Source organism: Polynucleobacter sp. JS-Safj-400b-B2 (assembly GCF_018881975.1).
GTDB lineage: Bacteria > Pseudomonadota > Gammaproteobacteria > Burkholderiales > Burkholderiaceae > Polynucleobacter.
In genome coordinates this window covers 31,980-53,451 of record NZ_JACVPJ010000011.1, presented here as the reverse complement: position 1 = coordinate 53,451, position 21,472 = coordinate 31,980, and the positions used below count along the sequence as shown (strand labels likewise).

General features: G+C 46.2%; 9 protein-coding genes. 7 read left to right on the top strand and 2 right to left on the bottom strand.

What is annotated here, in order from left to right; genetic code table 11:
* Positions 1 to 29: 29 nt before the first annotated feature.
* Entirely contained in the window at positions 30 to 350 is a 321-nt protein-coding gene (locus ICN48_RS10970) for a type II toxin-antitoxin system YafQ family toxin (RefSeq protein ID WP_216153738.1), read from the bottom strand.
* Positions 322 to 603: a type II toxin-antitoxin system RelB/DinJ family antitoxin gene (locus ICN48_RS10965; protein ID WP_255539549.1), complete on the bottom strand. Its 282-nt coding sequence runs from the start codon at positions 601 to 603 to the stop codon at positions 322 to 324. Before ICN48_RS10965 ends, ICN48_RS10970 begins: the two co-directional genes overlap by 29 nt.
* A gap of 233 nt (positions 604 to 836) precedes the next feature.
* On the opposite strand from ICN48_RS10965, the gene ICN48_RS10960 reads away from it, so the two are divergent.
* From ICN48_RS10960 to ICN48_RS10930, 7 genes are all read left to right on the top strand, one after another.
* Complete coding sequence (locus ICN48_RS10960; RefSeq protein WP_216153733.1) at positions 837 to 2,531, top strand: TolC family protein; 1,695 nt, start codon at positions 837 to 839, stop codon at positions 2,529 to 2,531.
* An 8-nt stretch (positions 2,532 to 2,539) separates the two neighbouring features.
* Entirely contained in the window at positions 2,540 to 6,844 is a 4,305-nt protein-coding gene (locus tag ICN48_RS10955) for a peptidase domain-containing ABC transporter (RefSeq protein ID WP_216153732.1), read from the top strand.
* Between the two features lie 30 nt (positions 6,845 to 6,874).
* A complete protein-coding gene (locus tag ICN48_RS10950) occupies positions 6,875 to 8,128 on the top strand; it encodes an HlyD family efflux transporter periplasmic adaptor subunit (protein WP_216153731.1) in 1,254 nt (417 codons plus the stop codon).
* Between the two features lie 31 nt (positions 8,129 to 8,159).
* Positions 8,160 to 9,902, top strand: coding sequence for a helix-turn-helix transcriptional regulator (locus ICN48_RS10945; protein WP_216153730.1), 1,743 nt, complete (start codon positions 8,160 to 8,162; stop codon positions 9,900 to 9,902).
* Positions 9,903 to 10,049: 147 nt separating this feature from the next.
* On the top strand, positions 10,050 to 19,925 hold the full coding sequence (locus tag ICN48_RS10940; RefSeq protein WP_216153729.1) for an Ig-like domain-containing protein: 9,876 nt from the start codon (positions 10,050 to 10,052) through the stop codon (positions 19,923 to 19,925).
* A 383-nt stretch (positions 19,926 to 20,308) separates the two neighbouring features.
* Complete coding sequence (locus tag ICN48_RS10935) at positions 20,309 to 20,605, top strand: PilZ domain-containing protein (protein ID WP_216153728.1); 297 nt, start codon at positions 20,309 to 20,311, stop codon at positions 20,603 to 20,605.
* Between the two features lie 494 nt (positions 20,606 to 21,099).
* On the top strand, positions 21,100 to 21,472 hold a 373-nt coding region (locus tag ICN48_RS10930), incomplete at its 3' end, for a hypothetical protein (protein WP_216153727.1).

Below are 21,472 nucleotides of genomic sequence, written 5' to 3'. Positions count from 1 at the left end.
TTCCTCATTGAGGGATTGCGGGTATTTTTTCAACTGCTGAATAGTTCGGAATGGGTTCCAGCGCGAACAAAATTGATGGACTTTTCCTCTGCTTGGTAGATTAGTAGAAAGTCTCCTCCAACATGACACTCTCGATGGTCAACCCACTCCCCGCTTAGGTCGTGATCTCTCCACTCCGAGCCAAGAGGAACATCATTTGCAATCAGTAGCAGCATCACTTCCTTCAGCCTAGTCATGTCGTATCGACCAGAGTGCGTCAAGCGCATCCAATCTTTTAGAAATGATTTTGTATAGTCTGAGGTGCGTGGTAATTTTGCGCGTTTATCGTGAGCTGTTTTTTTCAAGATCAGCAAACAGTTCAGTAGCAGAGTTAAAGCGCGCGTTGCGTTTTGCCATCATTTTGCGAGACTCTTTCATGGCAGCGACAGTTTCAGCATTAGGCACTTTGAGTTCAATCGGAAATGCCTGCTCGATCACTACACGACGCAAAAAAAGACGGACAGCATCTGATACAGATAAGCCCATGCTGTTTAAGGCTTCGGCGGCTTGCTCTTTAGTATCTTCATCTACTCGAATATGCAGCATGGAGGTTTGGGCGGTCATGATAATTTCTCCTGAATGGGATTAATTATGTATCTCAATTGAGATATTGTCAATTCTCCTATAGGGCACTAACTGATTGGTATGCCAGTTTAAGCCAAACCCAGCTGTAAATAGTATTTATCTACTATCTTCTTGTGGTTTAAATACTAAACAATTTCGTTCCTGCCTACCATAGGAAAAAAGTTATACCTTAGGTATTCTGATCCTCCTGTCATATAACTTAAGTTATTTCTGTGGCTGATATTCACCCCTCTAGTGCAGAGCGTCTGAAAAAGAAATGCTTACCCATTTATTGGGTATGTATTTGCATGGCTTTTACTGGATGCACAACGCCTATTGTGGAAAAAGGGGATGCACCAAACGGTCCTGAATATGTCAGTTGGATGACAAGTGCATTCAAAACAATACCAGTTGATGCGCAATTACCTCGCCCTAAGGAATTATGGTGGACGGACTTCGAGAGCGAAGAGCTCAATCAGTTGGTTGATACAGCATTAACTAATAATTATGACTTGCGCATTGCGGTGGCGCGAGTTTCTCAAACACGAGCGCAAGCCGATGTGGTTAAAGCCAATGAGTACCCCACGCTGGATGCTGGAGCTAGTTATAAAAATCAAGCGCCTGGGTTTGGCCCCGGTTATGCCGCCAATACCTCGCAGTGGGGCAGTCAACCAGTTTGGCAAGTAGGTTTACTAGCCAACTATGAAGTAGATCTCTGGGGTAAAAAAGGTTTCAATACTTCCTCTGCATTTTCTCAGGCTTTAGCTAGCGAATATAACCGTCAAGCCGTTGCCTTGAGTCTGGTGGGTGACACTGCTACGGTGTACTTTCAGGTGATTTCATTTGACGAGCGTATTTCAGTCAGCGAACGCAATTTAGAAACTATCCGTAAAGTGGGTAAAGGGCTTGAGCGGCGGGTTGAGCTGGGAGATGCCACTCTGATCGACTTGTCTCAGCAGTTAATCTTGCAGACTAATACAGATGCTTTGGTAACCAATCTCAAGTTACAGCGAGAAAGGGCGTTTAACCGTTTGGCTGCGCTAGTGGGGACAACGCCTGCAAATCTGAAGTTGAAAACCAAATCATTAAGAGACATTAAAGTTCCCGCTGTAGAACCTGGCCTGCCATCCGATTTGCTATGCCGGCGTCCAGATATTCGGAGAGCTGAAGCAGCCTTAGAGGCATCTAAGGCAGATCTTTATGCTGCGCGCGCTAACTTATTGCCTAGCTTTGCTTTGACTGCTGGCGGTGGTTACGGAAGTTTCTTGCTATCAACCTTGACTATGCCGCAAAGTGTTTTTTATAACGTCACAACGAATTTGGTGCAAAACGTATTTGACGGTGGTCGTCGTCGTGCAGAGATCCAAGTGGCTAGCGCTAAGAATGTGGAGTTATTGGAGACCTATGCTAATGCAGTGTTGGCCTCATTAAGAGATGTTGAGGATGGCTTGGCTGGTGTGAACCTCACTGCTAAGCAATATGGCGCCTTAAATGAATCTCGTAATCGAGCCCAACTCTTAGCCACCATGAGTACTAAGGTAGTGGAGCGTGGAGGTATGGACTATGTGCAGCTTTATGAGATTCAGCGCACGGTGTTGAACGCAGAAGACTCCGCTATCAATGCTCGCAATGACCAATTGGCTGCGTCGGTTAGCTTATTTAAGGCCGTCGGCGGCGGTACCAAGGTAGATAACGATCCTTGTCTAGGTGGCGGTAAGTTACCAGCAGCAGATGCCAGGTGGACTGAATTAGCTAATCAGACGGACTCAGTGTTTGGCAAGAAACCCGCTATTGGAGTTAATCAAGCTGGTCAACCAATGTTAGAGAACAGCGGTGGTAAGTCATTGAATCAAAATCCGCTGCAATCTCCAGAGCAGGCTTTGCCAAAGCCAGCCAATGAAGTTAATTCACAAAGCCCTGCAAGATGAACCAAGGTATGAACCCATTTAATCAATTGATGGCACGTCTAGTCCATTCCCTGAAAAAAGTATGGGGATTGTTCTTGGCTATGATGCGCCGTTTGCTGGGGGTAGCAATCTTCATAGGCGAGCTGCTCTATCAACAGTTGCGTTATGACTTTGAAATTCTTTGGATGAAGATCAAGGGATCTACTTCCAATTTACAAGGCACTCCCATTGATTCGTGGACAGATATTCAGCAACTCGCAATCTATTGGGGCAAGAAACTCAAGCCATCTTATTGGCTGCCGATAGTCATCGAGCATCAGCGCCAGTTAAAAGCAACTGTTATAGAGCAGTGGCAAGCATTTAGCACCGATATGCGTAATTTGCGTATCCGCATCGGACAATTCCGCAATCCCACTGAAGAGCAACGTGCTGTTGGGGATCTTTCTCCATTTGAAGGTGAAAAATCCACCATCATTGCCTCTAGTATTGTGATCAACATCCTTGCTTTAGCTTTCCCACTGCTAATGCTGCAAATCTATGATCGGATCTTGCCACATCAGTCTTTAGATACCTTAGGTCTGATTGCTGTTGGTGTGGGCATAGCAGTTGCCGTTGAATCTGTTATCCGCGCAGTGCGATCTTATGCCACCGCGTGGGTATCAGCGCGCTTTGAACATAAGGCAATGTTGGCAGTGACAGAGCGCGCGCTAGCTGAGCCTTTGCATGAGTTTGAGCGCAAGGGAACAGGCACGGTGATGGATGACTACAAATCGGTCTCCACACTCAAGTATCACTATTCTGGTCAGACCTTCCAGCAGTTAATGGATTTACCATTCACTGTCCTGTATGTGTTGATTGTGTTTATTTTGAGTCCCTGGATTGGTTTGCTGTTAACGGTTGGATACGCCGTTTTTGTCTTTATCACTTGGAAAAATGGTCACGATGATCCCATCTTGATTAAAGAGCAAAAGCAAACAGATTCCCGTCGCGCTAACTTTTTGAATGAAACCTTAAGTAACGTTCATACTCTCAAGTCCATGACGATGGAGTCGTTGATGTTGCGACGCTATGAGCGTTTGCAAGAGAGCTGTGCCCGTTTGATGGCGCGTGTGACTTATGCTTTAGATATGTCTGCGGGCATTGGTAATATTTTTTCCCCACTAATGACGATGCTGATCGTTGCTTTGGGTGCTTGGTTGGTGATTGGCAATCACCTGACGAATGGTGAATTAGCAGCTTGTATTTTGCTGGGCATGCGCTCCTTAGCGCCACTTCAGCGTTTAGGTGGCATGTGGGCTAAATACCAGCAAGATGAAATCTTGCGAGATAACTTGGCCAAAACTTTATTACAGCGAGGTCTTCCTACCAAGTCTATGGTTGATGAGGGCACTGATAACTTGGCGGATCGCCCAATGAAATCCGCTAAGTTGGCGTTGGAAAACGTGCACTACCGCTTTCCAGGATGCCAGACTGAGCTGTTTTCTGGCCTTTCATTAACGATTAAACCTGGTGAGTTTTTGTGCATCAAAGGTGATTCTGGTTCTGGTCGTAGCACTTTGCTACAACTAATGGCTGGGGTCTTATATCCCTCTGAAGGTCGGGTATTGATCGATGATGAGGATCTTGCCAATATCCCCCCAGGCAAAATCAGTGATCATGTAGCCTATCTGCCACAGAAAGCCCTGATGTTCGAGGGTTCACTGCTTGATAACGTGAGCGTATTTGATCCTGCTCGTGTGGATCGTGCACTGCTGACTGCAAAGATGCTAGGTCTGGGTGATTTTGTAGCAAAGATGCCGCGCGGCTGGGATTCACCAGTAGGGGATACTGCTGCTGATGCTATGCCACCGGGTTATCGTCAGCGGATTGCGATTGTTCGGGCTTTATCGAATCAACCCAATATTATTTTATTTGATGATGCTAGTTCTGTCATGGATTCAGATGGTGATGCTACTTTCTTGAAATTCATGGAGGCAGTGCGTGGCAAGGTCACGGTAGTGATGGTTTCGCAGCGTCCTTCTTTCTTGCGTTTAGCCGATCGCACACTCTATCTGCAGGATGGTCATCTGCATGAGGTAGAGCCCAACAAAGTCAGCGGCATTCTGGAGGCTAGCGGCGCTACTTCTGCCAAGTCGATTGAGCCAAGCTTTACTAGTGCAGCATCTGCCAATTATCGTGCAATACCTAACGGAGAGTACTTTGATTCTTCTTTCAAGGGCGGTTTTATCGACACCAACCGCTGGAATCATACTCACGAAACCGTTGCCAATAACTTTAAAGTGCAAACCGATTTTTCAGGCTGCTTGGCCTTACTCCTGAAATTAATCAATGCCCGAGGTACTGCCCGAGAAGTGGCTGAATCTCTACCGTATTACACCGACAGTCTGGATTTAACGGGCTTTCATAATGCGATGTCACAAATGGGTTACAAAACCAATGAGGTAATTTGCCCGCTGGGTATGTTGGAATCTCGTTCACTACCGTGTCTATTTGTGCCCGATGGAGGAATGGCCTTCATTGCGATGGGACGAGTAGGCAATCAAATGCGCATTGCTTATACCCCTAAGGATCAGCCCCGTTTTGAAACTAATTTAAGTATTACCGGCCGAGCCTTCTTTTATGAACTTGCCGATAAAGGAGTTGCCGATAGCCGTTCGTGGGTAGGGCGCGTCTTGATGCGTTTTAGTCCTCTCATTGGGCAAGCGACTTTATCTGCCGTGGTGTCGGGCTTGGTGATGATGTCAGGACCTATATTCCTATCCATTGTCTATAGTACCGTTATCCCATCTGGCGCTAAAGATACCTTACTCTATTTGACAGTCGGCGCCTGTATTGGCTTAGGCGCCGGGTATTACTTCATGCGCCATCGTGCGCGTATTTTGTCTTATATCTCCGGGCGTATTGAATATCTCTTTGGCGCAACGATTTTGCAGCAAGTATTGCAAATGTCGCCTGCCTATACCGAGAGAGCATCGGTTGGATCACAAACCTCACGCCTACAAAGTTTTGAAGCGATACGGGATTTATTTACCGGTCCATTAGCCTCGACGATCTTAGAGTCACCAGCCACTTTGGTCTTTTTGATTGCCCTGTCAATCATGAACCCGATTTCTTTAATCGTATTTGTTGTGATGGCAGTGACTTATGCCTTGCTGTATTGGATTTTCTCTGGACTCACGCATGATCGAGTGGTGGCCTTGAGTAGATCAGTGACTAAGCGTAATGAATTCATTGTTGAAATGATTGGCAAGATGCGTATTATTCGCGAGTGTGGAGCGCAGCAAGTTTGGTTGGAACGTTTTAGAGAAATTTCTGCCAATGCCACGATGGCTGCATATAAGGCAGAGCAGTTGTCCTCCTTGCTGGTAGCAATCTCATACTTTGTCATGATGCTCTCGGCTTTATTAATCGTTTCTGCCACCGTTCCAGCTGTGATTATGCAAACCGTTTCTGCTGGTGCATTGATTGCTTCTATGTTGCTGATGTGGCGTGTCCTCAGTCCTATTCAAACGGTCTTTACCAATATGACCCGCATTGAGCGTGTCAGAAGCGCTATCCGTCAGATCGATGGCTTAATGAAGATTCAAGGGGAACGTCAAGATACGGCAACTTCTTTGGTGTCTCGCGGCCTTGAGGGTTCAATCGAATTTGCACGGGTTTCATTCCGTTATTCAATGAATGTAGATCCCGCCCTCATTGGTGTGGAGTTCCGAGTGGCGCCAGGTGAGATGGTCGCTATTAGTGGCCCCAATGGTGGAGGTAAATCAACTTTATTCAAATTGATTTTGGGTATGTATCAACCTCAGGCAGGATCAATTTTGGTTGATAACGTCGATTTGCGTCAACTAGACCCAATGGAGCTACGTCGTTCGATTGGTTACGCACCCCAAGATATTCAATTATTCCATGCCACGATTGCGCAGAATTTACGTTTGGCTAGGCCAGATGCCAGTGATGATGAGGTTTATCAAGCGCTCGATATGGCTGGAGCACTCGAGCAAATTTTGGCTTTACCAAATGGTATTCAGTGTCGGGTAGGCGACAATACGAATGAACTGCCATCGAGCTTGAAACAAAAACTCTCGCTGGCTCGTGCCTATTTAACGCGCGCGCCGATTATGTTGTTTGATGAACCAGGCGCTGGATTAGATGACTATGGCGATCAGAAGTTTATGGAAACTTTAAGGGCCCTCAAAGGTAAAGCGACAGTGCTTTTTATTAGTCATCGCCCAAGCCATATTCGCTTAGCAGACACCTTATTGGTTATGGACAAGGGCTATCTGCGCGCCGCTGGAGCACCAGACGCCCTACTTAAACAAGCTACTGCAGCCTAATCCACTCTTTAATACATAAGCGTACTTACTATGAGCACACATAATAATTTGCCGCCAGAGGATCGGCTAAATGATCAAACTAAGGATCAAACTAAGGGTCTAACAATAGATCAGCCCCGGCTTGCCTTGGGAGATCGCACAGACAATTATGTTGCCAAGGCAATCTTGCTTGAAGAAGCCGCGCCACCTGCTTATATGAAAACCACAGTCAAGTTGGTTTGCTATGCTTTGGGCATATTTTTCTTGTGGGCCTTATTTGCTACTTTGGATGTAGTGGCTTTAGCACCAGGGCAAATCATGCCCATTCAAGCAGTGAAGGTAATTCAGCACGTGGATGGTGGTCGGATTGCTTCTATTGATGTAGTTGATGGTCAAACGGTTCGTGAAGGGCAGGTACTGATGCGCCTGAACTCTACCGAGGCAGGCACAGAATATCAAACCATTGTTGCTAAATATTGGGGTCTGTATACAAGGGTGGAGCGTCTACGCGCTTTGCTAGGCGATCGGCCTGCAGACTTTTCAAAAGTTCCAGAGCAATATAAGCGAGAGGTAGCAGAGCAGCAGTTCACCTTAAAGACTTCCAAGGATCAAATCGATCAACTCCAAAAAGAGATCAAGATCTTCACCGAGGTTAGTGCGATTCGAAGTGATTTAGAAAAAGAAAAACTGAACACCCGAGTTCAGGCCTTGGAAGCGCAGCGCAATCTTAATGGGGCGCAGGCAGAGTTATTGCGTTATCGCCGCACCAATATGGATGAGCTAAATGCTGCAGCGATTGAGCTTGCTCAAACAGAAGAGCAAATGAATAAATTGCAGGACCGCTTAAAACGGGTAGACATTGTTTCACCAGTTGATGGCGTTGTTCAAGATCTCAAATTCCGCACTGTTGGTGGCGTCATTCCTCCGGGTGCAATCTTGATGAATGTCATTCCTATGGATGGCAAGATTCATGCTGAAGTGCGGGTGTCCCCATCGGATATTGGTTTTGTCAAGGTAGGGCAAGACGCTCGTTTAAAAATCGGCACTTTTGACTTTATGCGTTATGGAACGATTGATGGCAAGGTCTCGATGGTTTCTTCATTTAGCACTCTAGATGAAAAGCAGCAGCCCTACTTTAAGGTGATCGTGACTCTGCCACAGAGCTATGTAGCCAATGACAAAGATAAGCGTATTGATCCAGGTATGACAGTCCAAGCAGACATCATGACCGATCGTCAATCCGTGCTGCGTTATTTACTACGTCCTATTTATGTCGCCTTTAAACAGGGCATGCGTGAGCGCTAAGCCAAGAAAGTTGATCAGACCATAAATCATCATGATTAAGCGTGAACCTGCCAGCGACATTTCGCTCTCGCCTCGACAAAGTCAGTTGCTTGAACTCTTAATTGAGGGTAAGAGCAATAAGGAGATTTCGTCTGAGCTCAAGATTGAGCCAGGCACAGTCAAGCAGCATTTGTTTGTACTGTTTCGCAAGCTAGGTGTCAATAGTCGCGCTAAGGCAGTCATCGCTGCAGCGCAGATTATGAAATCCAGTGCGGCAGACAGTGTTAAAACAAAGTCTTCTAGTGCTACAAATAATTCTGTAAATGCCGCTCCAAAACTCATTGCGAAAATGGAAGAGGTCTATTCTTGGCGCTTAGTAACTGCTGTGGCCGTTTCCATTGCGGAATTAAGCGACTTAAATCCTGCCATGATTTCAAGGCGAGATCAGTTTTTTAAGGCCCTGAGAACGACAGTGGAGCATTTGGTCGAAGCTTTAGATGGTCAGGTCAGCTTCTTACCGGGCGGTGGATCTTTGATTTGGTTTGGACATCCCAGGGCGCATTTAGATGATGCCGATCGGGCACTTTATGTTGCGCAATATTTGCAGAGCTGGTCTGATCAATACCAAAAGACTTATCTGAGCTCATCCGATAAAGGCAAGAGCAGCACCTCTTTAATTGGCATTGGTGTTGCTTCGCATACTGAGGTGGTGTCAGAAAAAGCGACTGACCTTTTTGGTGCAGAGTCTTTCCGAAAGGCCTCGATCTTAGGTAGGCATGCGAAGTCTTTAAATATGCCATTGTCAGATTTATTGACGAAAAAAATTGCTTCCATCAGCAGTCCTTGGATGGAAATTCAGTCTAAAGAGGGTAAAAAAGAGTTAGCAGTTAAAGACGTTGGCTCTATCGCGGTTATTGCCCCATCAACTGCAGTCTTGCCAGACATGAGCACGCGTTGGGGCGGCTTTCCATTCTTATCAAATGCTTTTGATGGCATTAATAGCGGCTTAGCTCAGTGGTTGGCAGTTGAGTCATGGCCAGCTGCAGGTGCTTGCTCTCTGATTGATGCTATCGGAAACTGCGCGGCCACTAAAAACTTTCAGATTCTGCGTTTGAGAACACCTGGGTCTTATCGTCGCGATCAAACCTTGACTGGTTTTGCTGCCCAAATTGAATTGCAGTTTGGAGACTTTGTCTCAAGCTCTGACAAAATTTACCCATCCCAAGGCGAGCGTATCGCTGGTTTGTTGGCAGAGATTTCTAAAGTTGGGCCATTGACGGTTTTGGTTTATGGCTTAAGGGCATTTGAGGCATTAAAGGCGGTGATTGGTGAAGCGGGTATTGATCGCTTGGCCTCTCGTCAGGTCTTCATCGTGGCGGCCCATTTGCAAGACACGGGCTCACCTCAAATTAGTGTGCGACTTTTAGGCCCTAAGCCAAATTCAGCACCATTCTCAAGGGTCTTTAATTTACAGATGCCTGCCGTAGATGCATTGCCTGAAGGTATTCGGGTTGACTTGCGTGCTTCCTTAGATAGCTTAAGCCCAGTAGCCAAAGAGCTGGTTTTGCGTGCCGCCAATCACTTGGAAACACCCATTTTGAGCATTTTAAGTTCCATGAAGGAGCCTCATCATAAAGAGCAGGCTTGTATACAGGAGCTCACGAACTCAGGGTTAATTGCCCCAAGCCCAGGTAAGGGCTTTGAATTCAGGGACCTGAGTACAGCTCTAGCCATTAAGCATTTGTGCGTTCCCCTTGGGGATGAGGTATCTAATACTGCTCAGATTTCAAGCTGAGACTTTTAAAGCACGCAATTTATTCAATAATCATATAACTATAGTTATATAACTAAATTCCGTGTTGTAGCTGGCCTAGGTATGACCTAAAGTCCTAATCTAATTCAGGATTTTTCCTCGTACACTCATTTTATTCAATAAAAAGTTATGGCTGACGCAAATACCTCATCATCTCAGCAAGCATTTGATGCTCAGCATCTGGATAACCTTACCTCCTTACAACAAAATGGTGCGGGGGCTGCAGGCCAGGCTGGTGCTGCTGGGACTGTTCAAGCAAGAGCCGATGTGCCTATTAGCACCAACAATGTGACGTCTCGAGATGCCCTTAGTTTTCTCAATAACCCCGACCCCAATACTCAGGCTAATCAGCAGGTTACCGCTACAAATTCAAGCTCCTCAACGGATTCAAACCAATTAGCGGCTAATTTTTCAACAACCGGCAATAACGCTCGTTTAATAGGTGTGGGTGGTGTCGACATCGGTGTATTAGGGGGTTTATTACCAGCTACTCAGGTCGAAACTGCTGTAGTTGCTGTAGTTGCCAACAATATTGAGCCAGGCACTTCTGCTACTGCAGCAAGAACTCCAGCCCTGAATGCCCTCAACGGAGCCTCTCGTGCTCAATCCTTGGCTGCTGCTAAGGCAGGTTCAGTCGAATCGGAAAATACAAATACTGATGCCAACAGTCTGCCGCGCTCTTCAGTGGAAGTGAAGTTTGTTGATCGTGCTGCTAGTTTGACCGACTTTAGTGCGACAAACCATATTAATAATGCCCCAACAGATTCTGGTGTAGAGCAACGTCCATCTGGTGCAGAGACCCCAACCACTTCACCACCTTCCGTTGGTAGTGGAGGGACGAGCGCTCCAGTAACAATTCCATCACCTAAAGTTACCACTGTTGAAACTAGCACTGCGCATATCGGCAATCGTGTTCAAGATGGATATATTGCTGGCGCTACTGTATTCGCGGATGCCAATAGTGATGGGGCCTTAAATGCTGGAGAGGTATTTACCATTAGCGATGCTACTGGTGGGTTTAACTTGGTGGGCGGAGTTGGCCGTATTGTGGCGATTGGCGGTACCGATATTACAACTGGCCTGCAAAATAAGATCACGCTCACTGCGGTAGCCGGCTCTACGATGGTAACGCCGTTAACGACCTTAGTTGCCAATATTGTTGCCAATAGTACGACGGGGATGACGGCTCAAGAAGCTACCGCTTTGGTGGCTAAACAACTGGGCTTATCCTCATCGATTAATTTTTCTACCTTTGATTCGGTGGCTGCCGCTTTATCGGGTGATTCTAATGCGGCAAAGGTATTTGCTGCGGGTGTGCAGGTTGCCAATACTGTAGTTCAGGCTGCTGCCTTTGTTGGGTCTGTCACGGGAGTGAGCACCTCTGCGACTGCCGCAGCACTCTTTTCTTCTTTGGCCAATCAGTTGGTAGCTGCACTTGCTCCTACAGATGCCAATAGCTCACTGCTTTCTAGTGCAAGTACCTTAGGTGAAGTGATGCGTAGCGCTGCTAGCACGCTCAATGCTTCTGCTTCAGCTGTAGCGACGATTTCAGCATCGGCTGCAAGCGTTTCTAACGTGATAGCTAGTGGTAATAATCTTGTTAACACTGCAATTAGTGGTTCTACATCTAATGCGAATATTTCTGATGTATTAAATAGCGTTATTAGTGTTGGTAGTGCAGCCCAAGGATCGATTGCTACGCAGATTAGTGCCGCAGTTATTAATAACAACTTAAGTACCGTGCTATCCGGCATCAACTTATCTAATGAGGTGCAATCTGCCATAGTAAATGTGCCTAGTCGCTTTAGCGCGATTGCTGGTGATAATGTGATTAATGCTGCAGAGGCTGCTGCTGGCGGTGTAGTGGTGGCTGGTGTTGCTTCACCCAACAGCGCGATAAACCTCACGATTGGTTCGATCACTAATCTGAAATTAGTAGCCGATGTAGATGGCAATTGGAAATACATATTAACTACAAATGATATTGATAAATTAGGCAGTGGTACTCAAATAGTTACTGGTACTGCAACCGTTCTTAATGCCGATGGTTCAGTTGCAAGGACCTCAAGTCTTGGTTCGGAAAGTTTCACGATAGATAAATTTGCGCCACCAAAAATTATTATTGGTAGCGAAAGTAGTAATAACGCCTTTGGTAACAACGTGGCAAAAGCCGGTGATATTGTTACGGCTTATTTCACGAGTACTGCCCCAGTTACTACTGCGACCATTGGTGGTCATAAAGCTACTGTAACTGCTGGGGCTAACAATACTTATACCGCTAGCTATCAAGTGCAAGCAGGCGATAGCATTGCAACCAATATCAGCATCGTATCGACTGACGCTACAGGTAATAGCACCACGCAAACTGCAGTCGGCAGAGTGATGATTGATACCTTAGCGCCAGTCATTGGCAGTATTGTTGAAAGTAGTAATAATACGACTCCAACAGTAGCAAAAGCAGGTGACATTATTACTGCAACCTTTACCAGTACTGATCCAGTGACCGCTGCAACGATTGGCGGGCATACTGCCACTCTGACAGCAGGCGCTAACAATGCTTATACCGCTAGTTATAAGGTACAAAGTAATGATGAGCTCTATGGCAGCAATGTCAGCATTACATCAACTGACGCTGCCGGCAATAGCACTACACAAACTGTAGTTGGTGCGGTGAGAATTGATACCTTGGCTCCTAGCGCACCATCTGCCCCCACCGTGATTGCCACTATCGCTAGTGGTATTAGCGCTAGTGAAGCCGCTGCTACCTTTACAGTCACTGCTTCTTTAGCCGGTACTAATGCCCTAGCAGGCGATACCCTTAATCTGATCATCAATGGCAGCAGCCCAGTTGCTCATGTGCTGACTAGTGGTGACATTGCTACTGGTAGCTATAACTACACCATTACTGCAAGCGCCATCAACGCAAACACGAACAATACCTTTGTTGCACAAATCACCGATGCAGTTGGCAACGTTGGCGCAAACTCATCTGCCTTAACCCTTAACTACGACACCATTGCCCCAGCAGTCACTAGCGTTACTGACAATACGGCCGCTGCCGTTACCAACACCGCGATTACCTATAACGTGGTCTTCGGTGAAGCCTTAGTAGGCGCGGTATCGACTAGCAACTTCACCGCCACTAATGGCACAGTCAGTAGTGTGACGGCTGTCGATAGCACCCATTACACCGTCGTCGTAGCGCCCACCGCCAATACCGCTTCAGGCACAGTGGGCTTAAGCTTAGTAGGTACTGGCTTAACCGATGCTGCTGGTAATACCGTGAGCAGTACTAGCCTTGCTAGCTTTGATACCCAAGCGATTGATACCTTAGCGCCTAGCGCACCAGCTGCCCCCACCGTGATTGCCACCATTGCTAGTGGTATTAGCGCTAGTGAAGCCGCTACTACCTTTACCGTTACTGCTTCTTTAGCCGGTACTAATGCCCTAGCAGGCGATACCCTTAATCTGATCATCAATGGTGGCAGCCCAGTTGCCCATGTTCTGACTAGTGGTGACATTACTACGGGTAGTTATAACTACACCGTAGCGGCAGGCGCCTTAAGCGCTAATACGAACAATACCTTTGTAGCGCAAGTGACCGATGCGGTCGGTAACGTTGGCGCAAGCTCATCTGCCTTAACAGTGAACTACGACACCATAGCACCAGTAGTGACTGGTGTTACTGATAACACCACTGCTACTGTTACCAACAGCGCAATTACCTATAACGTGGTCTTTGGTGAAGCTTTAGTCGGCGCGGTATCGACTAGCAACTTCACCGCCACTAATGGCACCGTCACCAGTGTGACTGCAATCGATAGCACCCATTACACCGTTGTTGTAGCACCAAGCTCTAATATTGCTTCAGGCACAGTTGGCTTAAGCTTAGTAGGTACAGGTCTGACTGATGCTGCCGGTAATGCAGTAGTCAATGCCAACCTAGCTAGCTTTGATGCTCAGGCGATTGATACTCAAGCGCCGAGTGCACCGGCTTCCTTAGCCGATAGTGCGATTGCTAATGGTTACGTCAATAGCGCAATCCAAACCATTACTGGCCTTGCTGAAGAGGGTTCTACAGTCAGAATCTACGATAGTAATGGCACCACTATCCTTGGCACCGGTACTGCCACTGGTGGCGCCTTCAGTATTACGCTAAGCTCAATGGTGGATGGCCCACATACCTTAACAGCTAAAGCTACTGATATTGCAGGCAACACCTCATTAGTCTCTGGAGGCTTAACCCTAACAGTAGACACCGTAGCACCAAACGCACCGACATCTGTGGAAGATGCTGCGATAAATGCCGTTGGTTATGTTAACAACGCCATCCAAACAATCACTGGCCTTGCTGAAGTTGGTTCTACAGTCAGTATCTACGATACCAATGGGACTAGCCTATTAGGCAGCGGAGTAGTTAACCAGAGCGGCACCTTTAGTATTACGCTAAGCTCAATGGGGGATGGCCCGCATACATTAACAGCTAAAGCTACTGATGCTGCAGGTAATACCTCATTAGTCTCTAGTGGCTTAACTCTAACAGTTGATACCGTAGCACCAACAGTAGGCATTAATTCAGAAAGCTCAAACAATGTTGTGGCGAACCAAGCCAGAGCAGGCCAGATTATTACGACATTCTTTACCAGTACTGATTCAATCACTGCAGCAACGATTGGTGGTCATGATGTATTGAGTAGCCTAGTGCAAACTTCACCCAGTCATTACACTGTCAGTTATCAGGTACCCCTAGGCGATATCGGTAATAGTGATGTCATCATTACCTCAGTAGACGCTGCTGATAATGTCACGACGCGAACAGCCACTGGTACAGTGACCATTGATACGGTAGCCCCGACAATTAGCAGCATAAGAGAATCTAGTAATAATACGATTACTCTTGGTCAAGCAAAAGCTGGCCAAATTATTACGGTTGGTTTTAATAGTAGCGATCCAGTTACTGCTATCACAATTGGTGGTCATGATGCATTAGGTACCTTGGTACAAACTTCACCCAATCGTTACTCCGCAAGCTACCTAGTAAAAAATAACGATGAGCTCAGTGGTAGTGCTATTAGCATCACCTCAACAGATGCAGCCGGTAATACAACTACCCAAACTGCAACTGGTACGGTGACGATTGATACTCTTGCCCCAACAGTCAGTATTACTAGTGAAACTAGTGACAATACGATTACCTCGAGTAAAGCAAAAGCAGGTAACACTATTACGGCATCCTTTACCAGTACTGATCCAGTGACTGCGGCAACAATTGGTGGTCATGATGTATTGAGTAGCCTAGTGCAAACTTCACCCAATCAGTACACCGTCGCCTACCAGGTGCCTCTAGGGGATACCGGCAATAGTGATGTCAGCATTACCTCAGTAGATGCTGCTGGTAACAGCACCACCCAAACGGCTGCCGGTACAGTCACGATTGACACCATTGCCCCCAATGCCCCAACATCTTTAGCCGATGCTGCCATCAGTAATGGTTATGTCAACAGTACCTCCCAAACCATTACCGGTATTGCGGAAGCCAATAGTAGTGTGAAACTTTACGATGGTGCAAACCTCATTGCAACTACCACTGCCAATGGCTCGGGTGCTTTTACTTTTAGCGCTGTCAGCCTTAGTGGCGCTACACACACCTTAAGCGCTACTGCGACTGATGCAGCAGGGAACACATCAACAGTCTCTAGTGGCTTAACACTGACAGTGGATACCATTGCCCCAACAGTAGCAATTACCGCAGAGAGCTCAAACAACTCTAATCCGACTCTAGCCAAAGCGGGTCAGATGATTACAGCATCTTTTACCAGTACTGATCCCGTGACTGCAGCAACCATTGGTGGTCATGATGTACTGGGTACTTTAGTGCAAACATCGCCCAATCACTACACCGTCAGTTACCAAGTGCAAGCTGGTGATAATGGGAATGGTGCCGTGAGCATCACCTCAACTGACGCTGCTGGTAATGTCACCATACAAAATGCAGCGAGTGCAGTCACGATTGATGCCGTGGCGCCTAGTGCACCAGTTGTAGCAAGCGTAATTCCCGCCATTGCTAGTGGTATTAGCGCAACTGAGGCAATCGCAGGCTTTGTCGTTACTATCTCTTTAGTGGGTACCCGTGCAGTATCAGGGGATACATTAACCCTTTTAGTTGGTGATGCTGTTAATCAGACCCATGTCTTAACAGATGCAGATATCAATAACCATGAATTTACCCTACATGACATTGATCTGAGTGCTGATGCAAATAATGCCATTACTGCTCGTGTTACCGATATTGCTGGCAACATTGGCCCAAGCTCAACGGCTTTAACCCTGAACTACGACACCATAGCGCCAACTGTTGCCATTGGACTAGAAAACTCTAATAACTTAAACGCTCCCTCTCTAGCAAAAGCAGGCGATACCATTACTGTTGTCATTAGCAGTAGCGACCCGGTAACTGCTGCGACCATTAGCGGCCATATTGCTAATGTAACTACTGTGGCTAGCAATACCTATACCGCTAGCTACCTTGTAAGACTGGGGGATAGCGTTAGCAGCGATGTGAGTATTACTTCTAGAGATGCTGCCGGTAATGTCACTACGCAAACTGCCACTGGTATCGTGACTATCGACACCCATGCCCCAAGTGCACCAAGCTTAGTTGATGCTGCAGTTGATCCAACAGATCCTGATGGTCATGTGGACGGCTCATCGCAAACCATTACTGGTACAGCTGAGGCTGGCTCATTTGTTGATATCTATGACGGCAATAGCAGTTATTCATTAGCTACAGTACAAGCCGATGCAAATGGTGCATTTTCGGCTGACCTGATCTTGTCTCCTGGCGTGCATACCTTAACAGCCACAGCAACAGATGACGCTGGTAATGTTTCTGGAGTTTCTAACTTGCGATTGACAGTGGATGGTGTAGCTACAAGTGCACCAAGTGACTTGGCAGATTTAGCTATTAGCACTGGTCATGTCAGCAGCGCAACACAATACATTACTGGTATAGCTCCAGCATGGTCATCAGTCGATATTTATGACAGTGATGGTGTCACTATATTAAATACTGGGATTGCGAATACTGACGGAAGCTTCAGTATTAAAGTGAAATTAAGCTTCGGAGAGCATACTTTAACAGCCACTGCGACAGATGCTGACACTGGAAACATATCCGTTGCTTCTAATCCTCTTGTTTTCACTGTGGATACAGAGCCAGCAATCAGTATTATTAGTCAAACTAGTAATAACTCGATAAATCATAGTCAAGCAAAAGTAGGCGACACTATCACAGTTGAATACACCAGTAGCGTTCGCAATAATTTTGCAACGATTGGTGGTAATACAGCAGCCGTGAACGTGATTTACAACCCTAATGATCAGACGCATTTTCTTGCTAATTACAGGGTTGCTGACGGCGACATCATGAGTAGCGATGTGGTGATTACAGCCTTCGACTCTACATACAAGAGCACCACCCAAACGGCTGCCGGTACAGTCACGATTGACACCATTGCCCCCAATGCCCCAACATCTTTAGCCGATGCTGCCATCAGTAATGGTTATGTCAACAGTACCTCCCAAACCATTACCGGTATTGCGGAAGCCAATAGTAGTGTGAAACTTTACGATGGTGCAAACCTCATTGCAACTACCACTGCCAATGGCTCGGGTGCTTTTACTTTTAGCGCTGTCAGCCTTAGTGGCGCTACACACACCTTAAGCGCTACTGCGACTGATGCAGCAGGGAACACATCAACAGTCTCTAGTGGCTTAACACTGACAGTGGATACCATTGCCCCAACAGTAGCAATTACCGCAGAGAGCTCAAACAACTCTAATCCGACTCTAGCCAAAGCGGGTCAGATGATTACAGCATCTTTTACCAGTACTGATCCCGTGACTGCAGCAACCATTGGTGGTCATGATGTACTGGGTACTTTAGTGCAAACATCGCCCAATCACTACACCGTCAGTTACCAAGTGCAAGCTGGTGATAATGGGAATGGTGCCGTGAGCATCACCTCAACTGACGCTGCTGGTAATGTCACCATACAAAATGCAGCGAGTGCAGTCACGATTGATGCCGTGGCGCCTAGTGCACCGACATCTTTAGCCGATGCTGCTAAGAATGTCGCTGGTTACGTTAACAATGCGATCCAAACAGTCACGGGTAGTGCAGAAGCAGGCTCTACTGTGACCATCTACGATACTAATGGCACTACTGTTTTAGGAACTGGTATTGCTACTGGTGGCACCTTCAGTATTGCGCTGAGCACTTTAATCGATGGTGCGCATACCTTAACCGCTAAAGCGACTGATGCAGCAGGGAACATATCAACAGTATCTAGTGGCTTAACTCTGACAGTCGACACCCAAACACCTGTAGTTTCTGGGGTGACTGCAGTAGGCACTGGTATTACATTAGGGTCTGGAACGATCAGCAATGGGTCTACTGTAAGTCTTACGCTGACAACATCTGAGGTAATCAATGTTACTGGCACTCCACAACTGACATTGAGCGATGGTGGTATTGCAAGTTACGTTAGTGGTAGCGGCACTAATACATTGGTTTTCTCGCACATTGTTGTGGCTGGACAAGCAGCATCCGATTTAGCAATTACCGGATTAAACTTAAACGGTGGATCCCTATTGAATGGAGCAGGTACTGCATTAACTGTTTCTTCAGTCATCCAAAATCCACCTGGCACGCTAATTGTTTCCCCGCCTCCAGTAGCCAATACTGAGACTATACAAATAAATTCAACCGCAAACACTGGGGTGACAATTCAAGATGCTTGGTTAACGGTAAACGATTCTGATTCATTGCAGCAAGCCTTGGTAATTACTGCGATAGCAGCAGGACCAAACTTGGCAGTTACTAATCATGTGGGCGGATCTTTCTTACTAACGCCAACTGCTTCTGGAAATCTTTCCTCTTCATTAAGCTATCAAGCGAGTAATTCATCATCACTGACATCGCCTACTCAAACGGATTCTATTGCTAAGGTAGATCAGGCGTCTATCACGACAGCGGCATCGGGTAGTCATATTTTGGTCGATACCGCTGGCGTGGTGTTAACCGGTGGATCTGGCTACGATATTTATGCAGTAGAAGGACATGTTGGCAATCAGCTTACAACCATTACTGGCTTAGGTGCTGGCGGAGATGCTTTATATGTTGCTCCCGGAAACTCGGTACAGGCAAGTATTAGTAGTAGCGGGTTTGTGGCAGATAGTTTGACTGTAAACAATGGCGGAACTGTTGTGCTCAATACCGCTGGATACACGGTGGATTTATCGGGAGCTAGCACTGGAACAGTTGGTTACACGGTGGTGGATACCAATACGAATGGCAGTGGCGCTACTTTGGTAGCGGGTGGCGGTAATGACACCTTTGTTGGTGGGTCAGGGGCAGACACGCTTAAATACACTACCTGGAGCCAGCTGTATTCAGGAAATACTGGCTATACCGACAACTTTGCTAATTTTCATGCTGGGCAGGGTGATCATGTTGATTTATCTGGAGTTCTCAGTGGTGCTGATAAATTAAGCGCCACCATCTCCATTGATGGCAATGGCGTGGCTGCCTCACAAACTATATTAAACATAGAACATGCTGGCTCTAGTTGGGCGGCAGTAGTAGCCGCTGGTCAAGAGGTCGGAATTCCGGACCTAATGTGGAATACTGCTAGCGGAGTGAGCTCAAGCACGGCATTGCATGGAGCGAGCTGGACAGACATTGTCGACGTTACTGGTGCTAGCAGCACTCATAGCGGTCCTAGTGGCGTCTCAGCCATAAACGGGGCATCTATTGCCAATTCATCTGTAGATGCAGCAGGTGATTGGACAATTCAAATTAAATCAGGGACAGCCACGATGGATGCTGCCAATAAGCAAATCACGTTCAGTTCTGCTCACACTGGTAATGAGGTCGTAATTACCGATCATGCCGGCAATACGCATGACATTACGAACGTAGACAAAATTACTTGGCATGGTTAAGGTTAGTAGGGCTAAGGCTTGTAGTTTTTCGTTGGGCCGACAATCTACCGCCTAAATATGCTGGTAGGCGCTACTGATGTATGAACTAAGGGCAAGTACTAGGTAGTCAGCTTAAGCGAATATTTATACTTTTTAGATACAAAATCTATCTTTAATTAACTGCCTAATTTAATGTAAGTCATTGTTTCATATAAAATTATTTCAATACCAAGGTTTTTACTGCCCCAAGGTTGTAGTAGTTTTGATACAAATTTTCTGGTAGGTAATTTGAGCGTTAAAGAGTAGCTCAGTACCAAGATTTTCAAGACTAGCCTTACTAATATGGTTACATAGCTAATACTGCACTCCGCAAGCCCGCGCTTAAGCGTTAGCGTTCATCTCAAGTGAAAAAACCTTCGCTTGTGAGAGACCGCGCACCGCGCATTCAAACCAGCTTACCGGTTTTGCTTGATGGAAAAGTCGGCGTCACCAAACACATTAGCTCAACTGGAATCTTATTTGAATTCGATGACGAGTATGTGACAGGCTCCCAAATTCGATTTGAGTTGGAAATGAATACCCCCGGAGGTCCTTTAAAAGTGATGTGTAGCGCAGAAGTGGTCAGAGTTACTAAAGAGTCTGGACGATCCTCCATCGCTGCAAAAATTACTCGTCAAACCCTCTTGGTTAACGAGCATTGACTGCCATTGGATTGATAAAAATTTACTCGAAAAGTACTTTTTTAGTAACCCTTTTTGTAAGGCGGAAGTAAGTAAAAAAATACTGAATTTACCCTTCTAAATAATGCTATTTTCGCTATGATTTCTGGGGTACGAATATGACATTTTTAAGACACAAAAAGTGATACTAAAAATAACTATTTACTATTACTATCACTAAAGTTACAGTTGTTTTTCTGCATTAAAGCTCAGTTAAAATTTTGGTCTCATAACAGTTTGTTGATTTTTAAGTAATTGATTTAAATGACTATTTTTGAATCTAATTTCACCAAAAAATGAAGCTGACATATACCTAGTTGATATCTACTAATTAGGTACACATAGCCCTACTAAATTTTAGGGTGAAATACAGTCGCTGACCACTATTCAATTCAGAAGTATTGAGCCATCCCATATATAGCGATTTTCTCTATTCTGAGGGAGTGAAAATTTGCGCCCAATTAACCCTCTAAGCCATGGCCAAGAACGAAGAACTAATTCTCGTGCCAGATGTCGACCTCAGCAATGCTGAAGTCGGTTCACGCCTAGAGGAAGGGGTTACTTTTACCGCTGATCATGCGGTCGTAGTTGATGCACACACTACGCACCTCTCAACCAGTCTCAAAGATCTCGAAAAATTACACATCAGCAACATGGGTGTTGGTGGTGTTGCAGGTGATGGAACTTTTGTTGGGCAAGGTGGGTTGCCAACAGTAGATCTCGGTGCTGGCATTAGCTTGCACGACGCTGCAACTTCAACTGATCTGCCACAGTTTGCTGCTGACCACTTCACCCTGGGCGCTGACATCAACGCCTTGTTAGGTGACACCTCTTTACACACCGATGCCT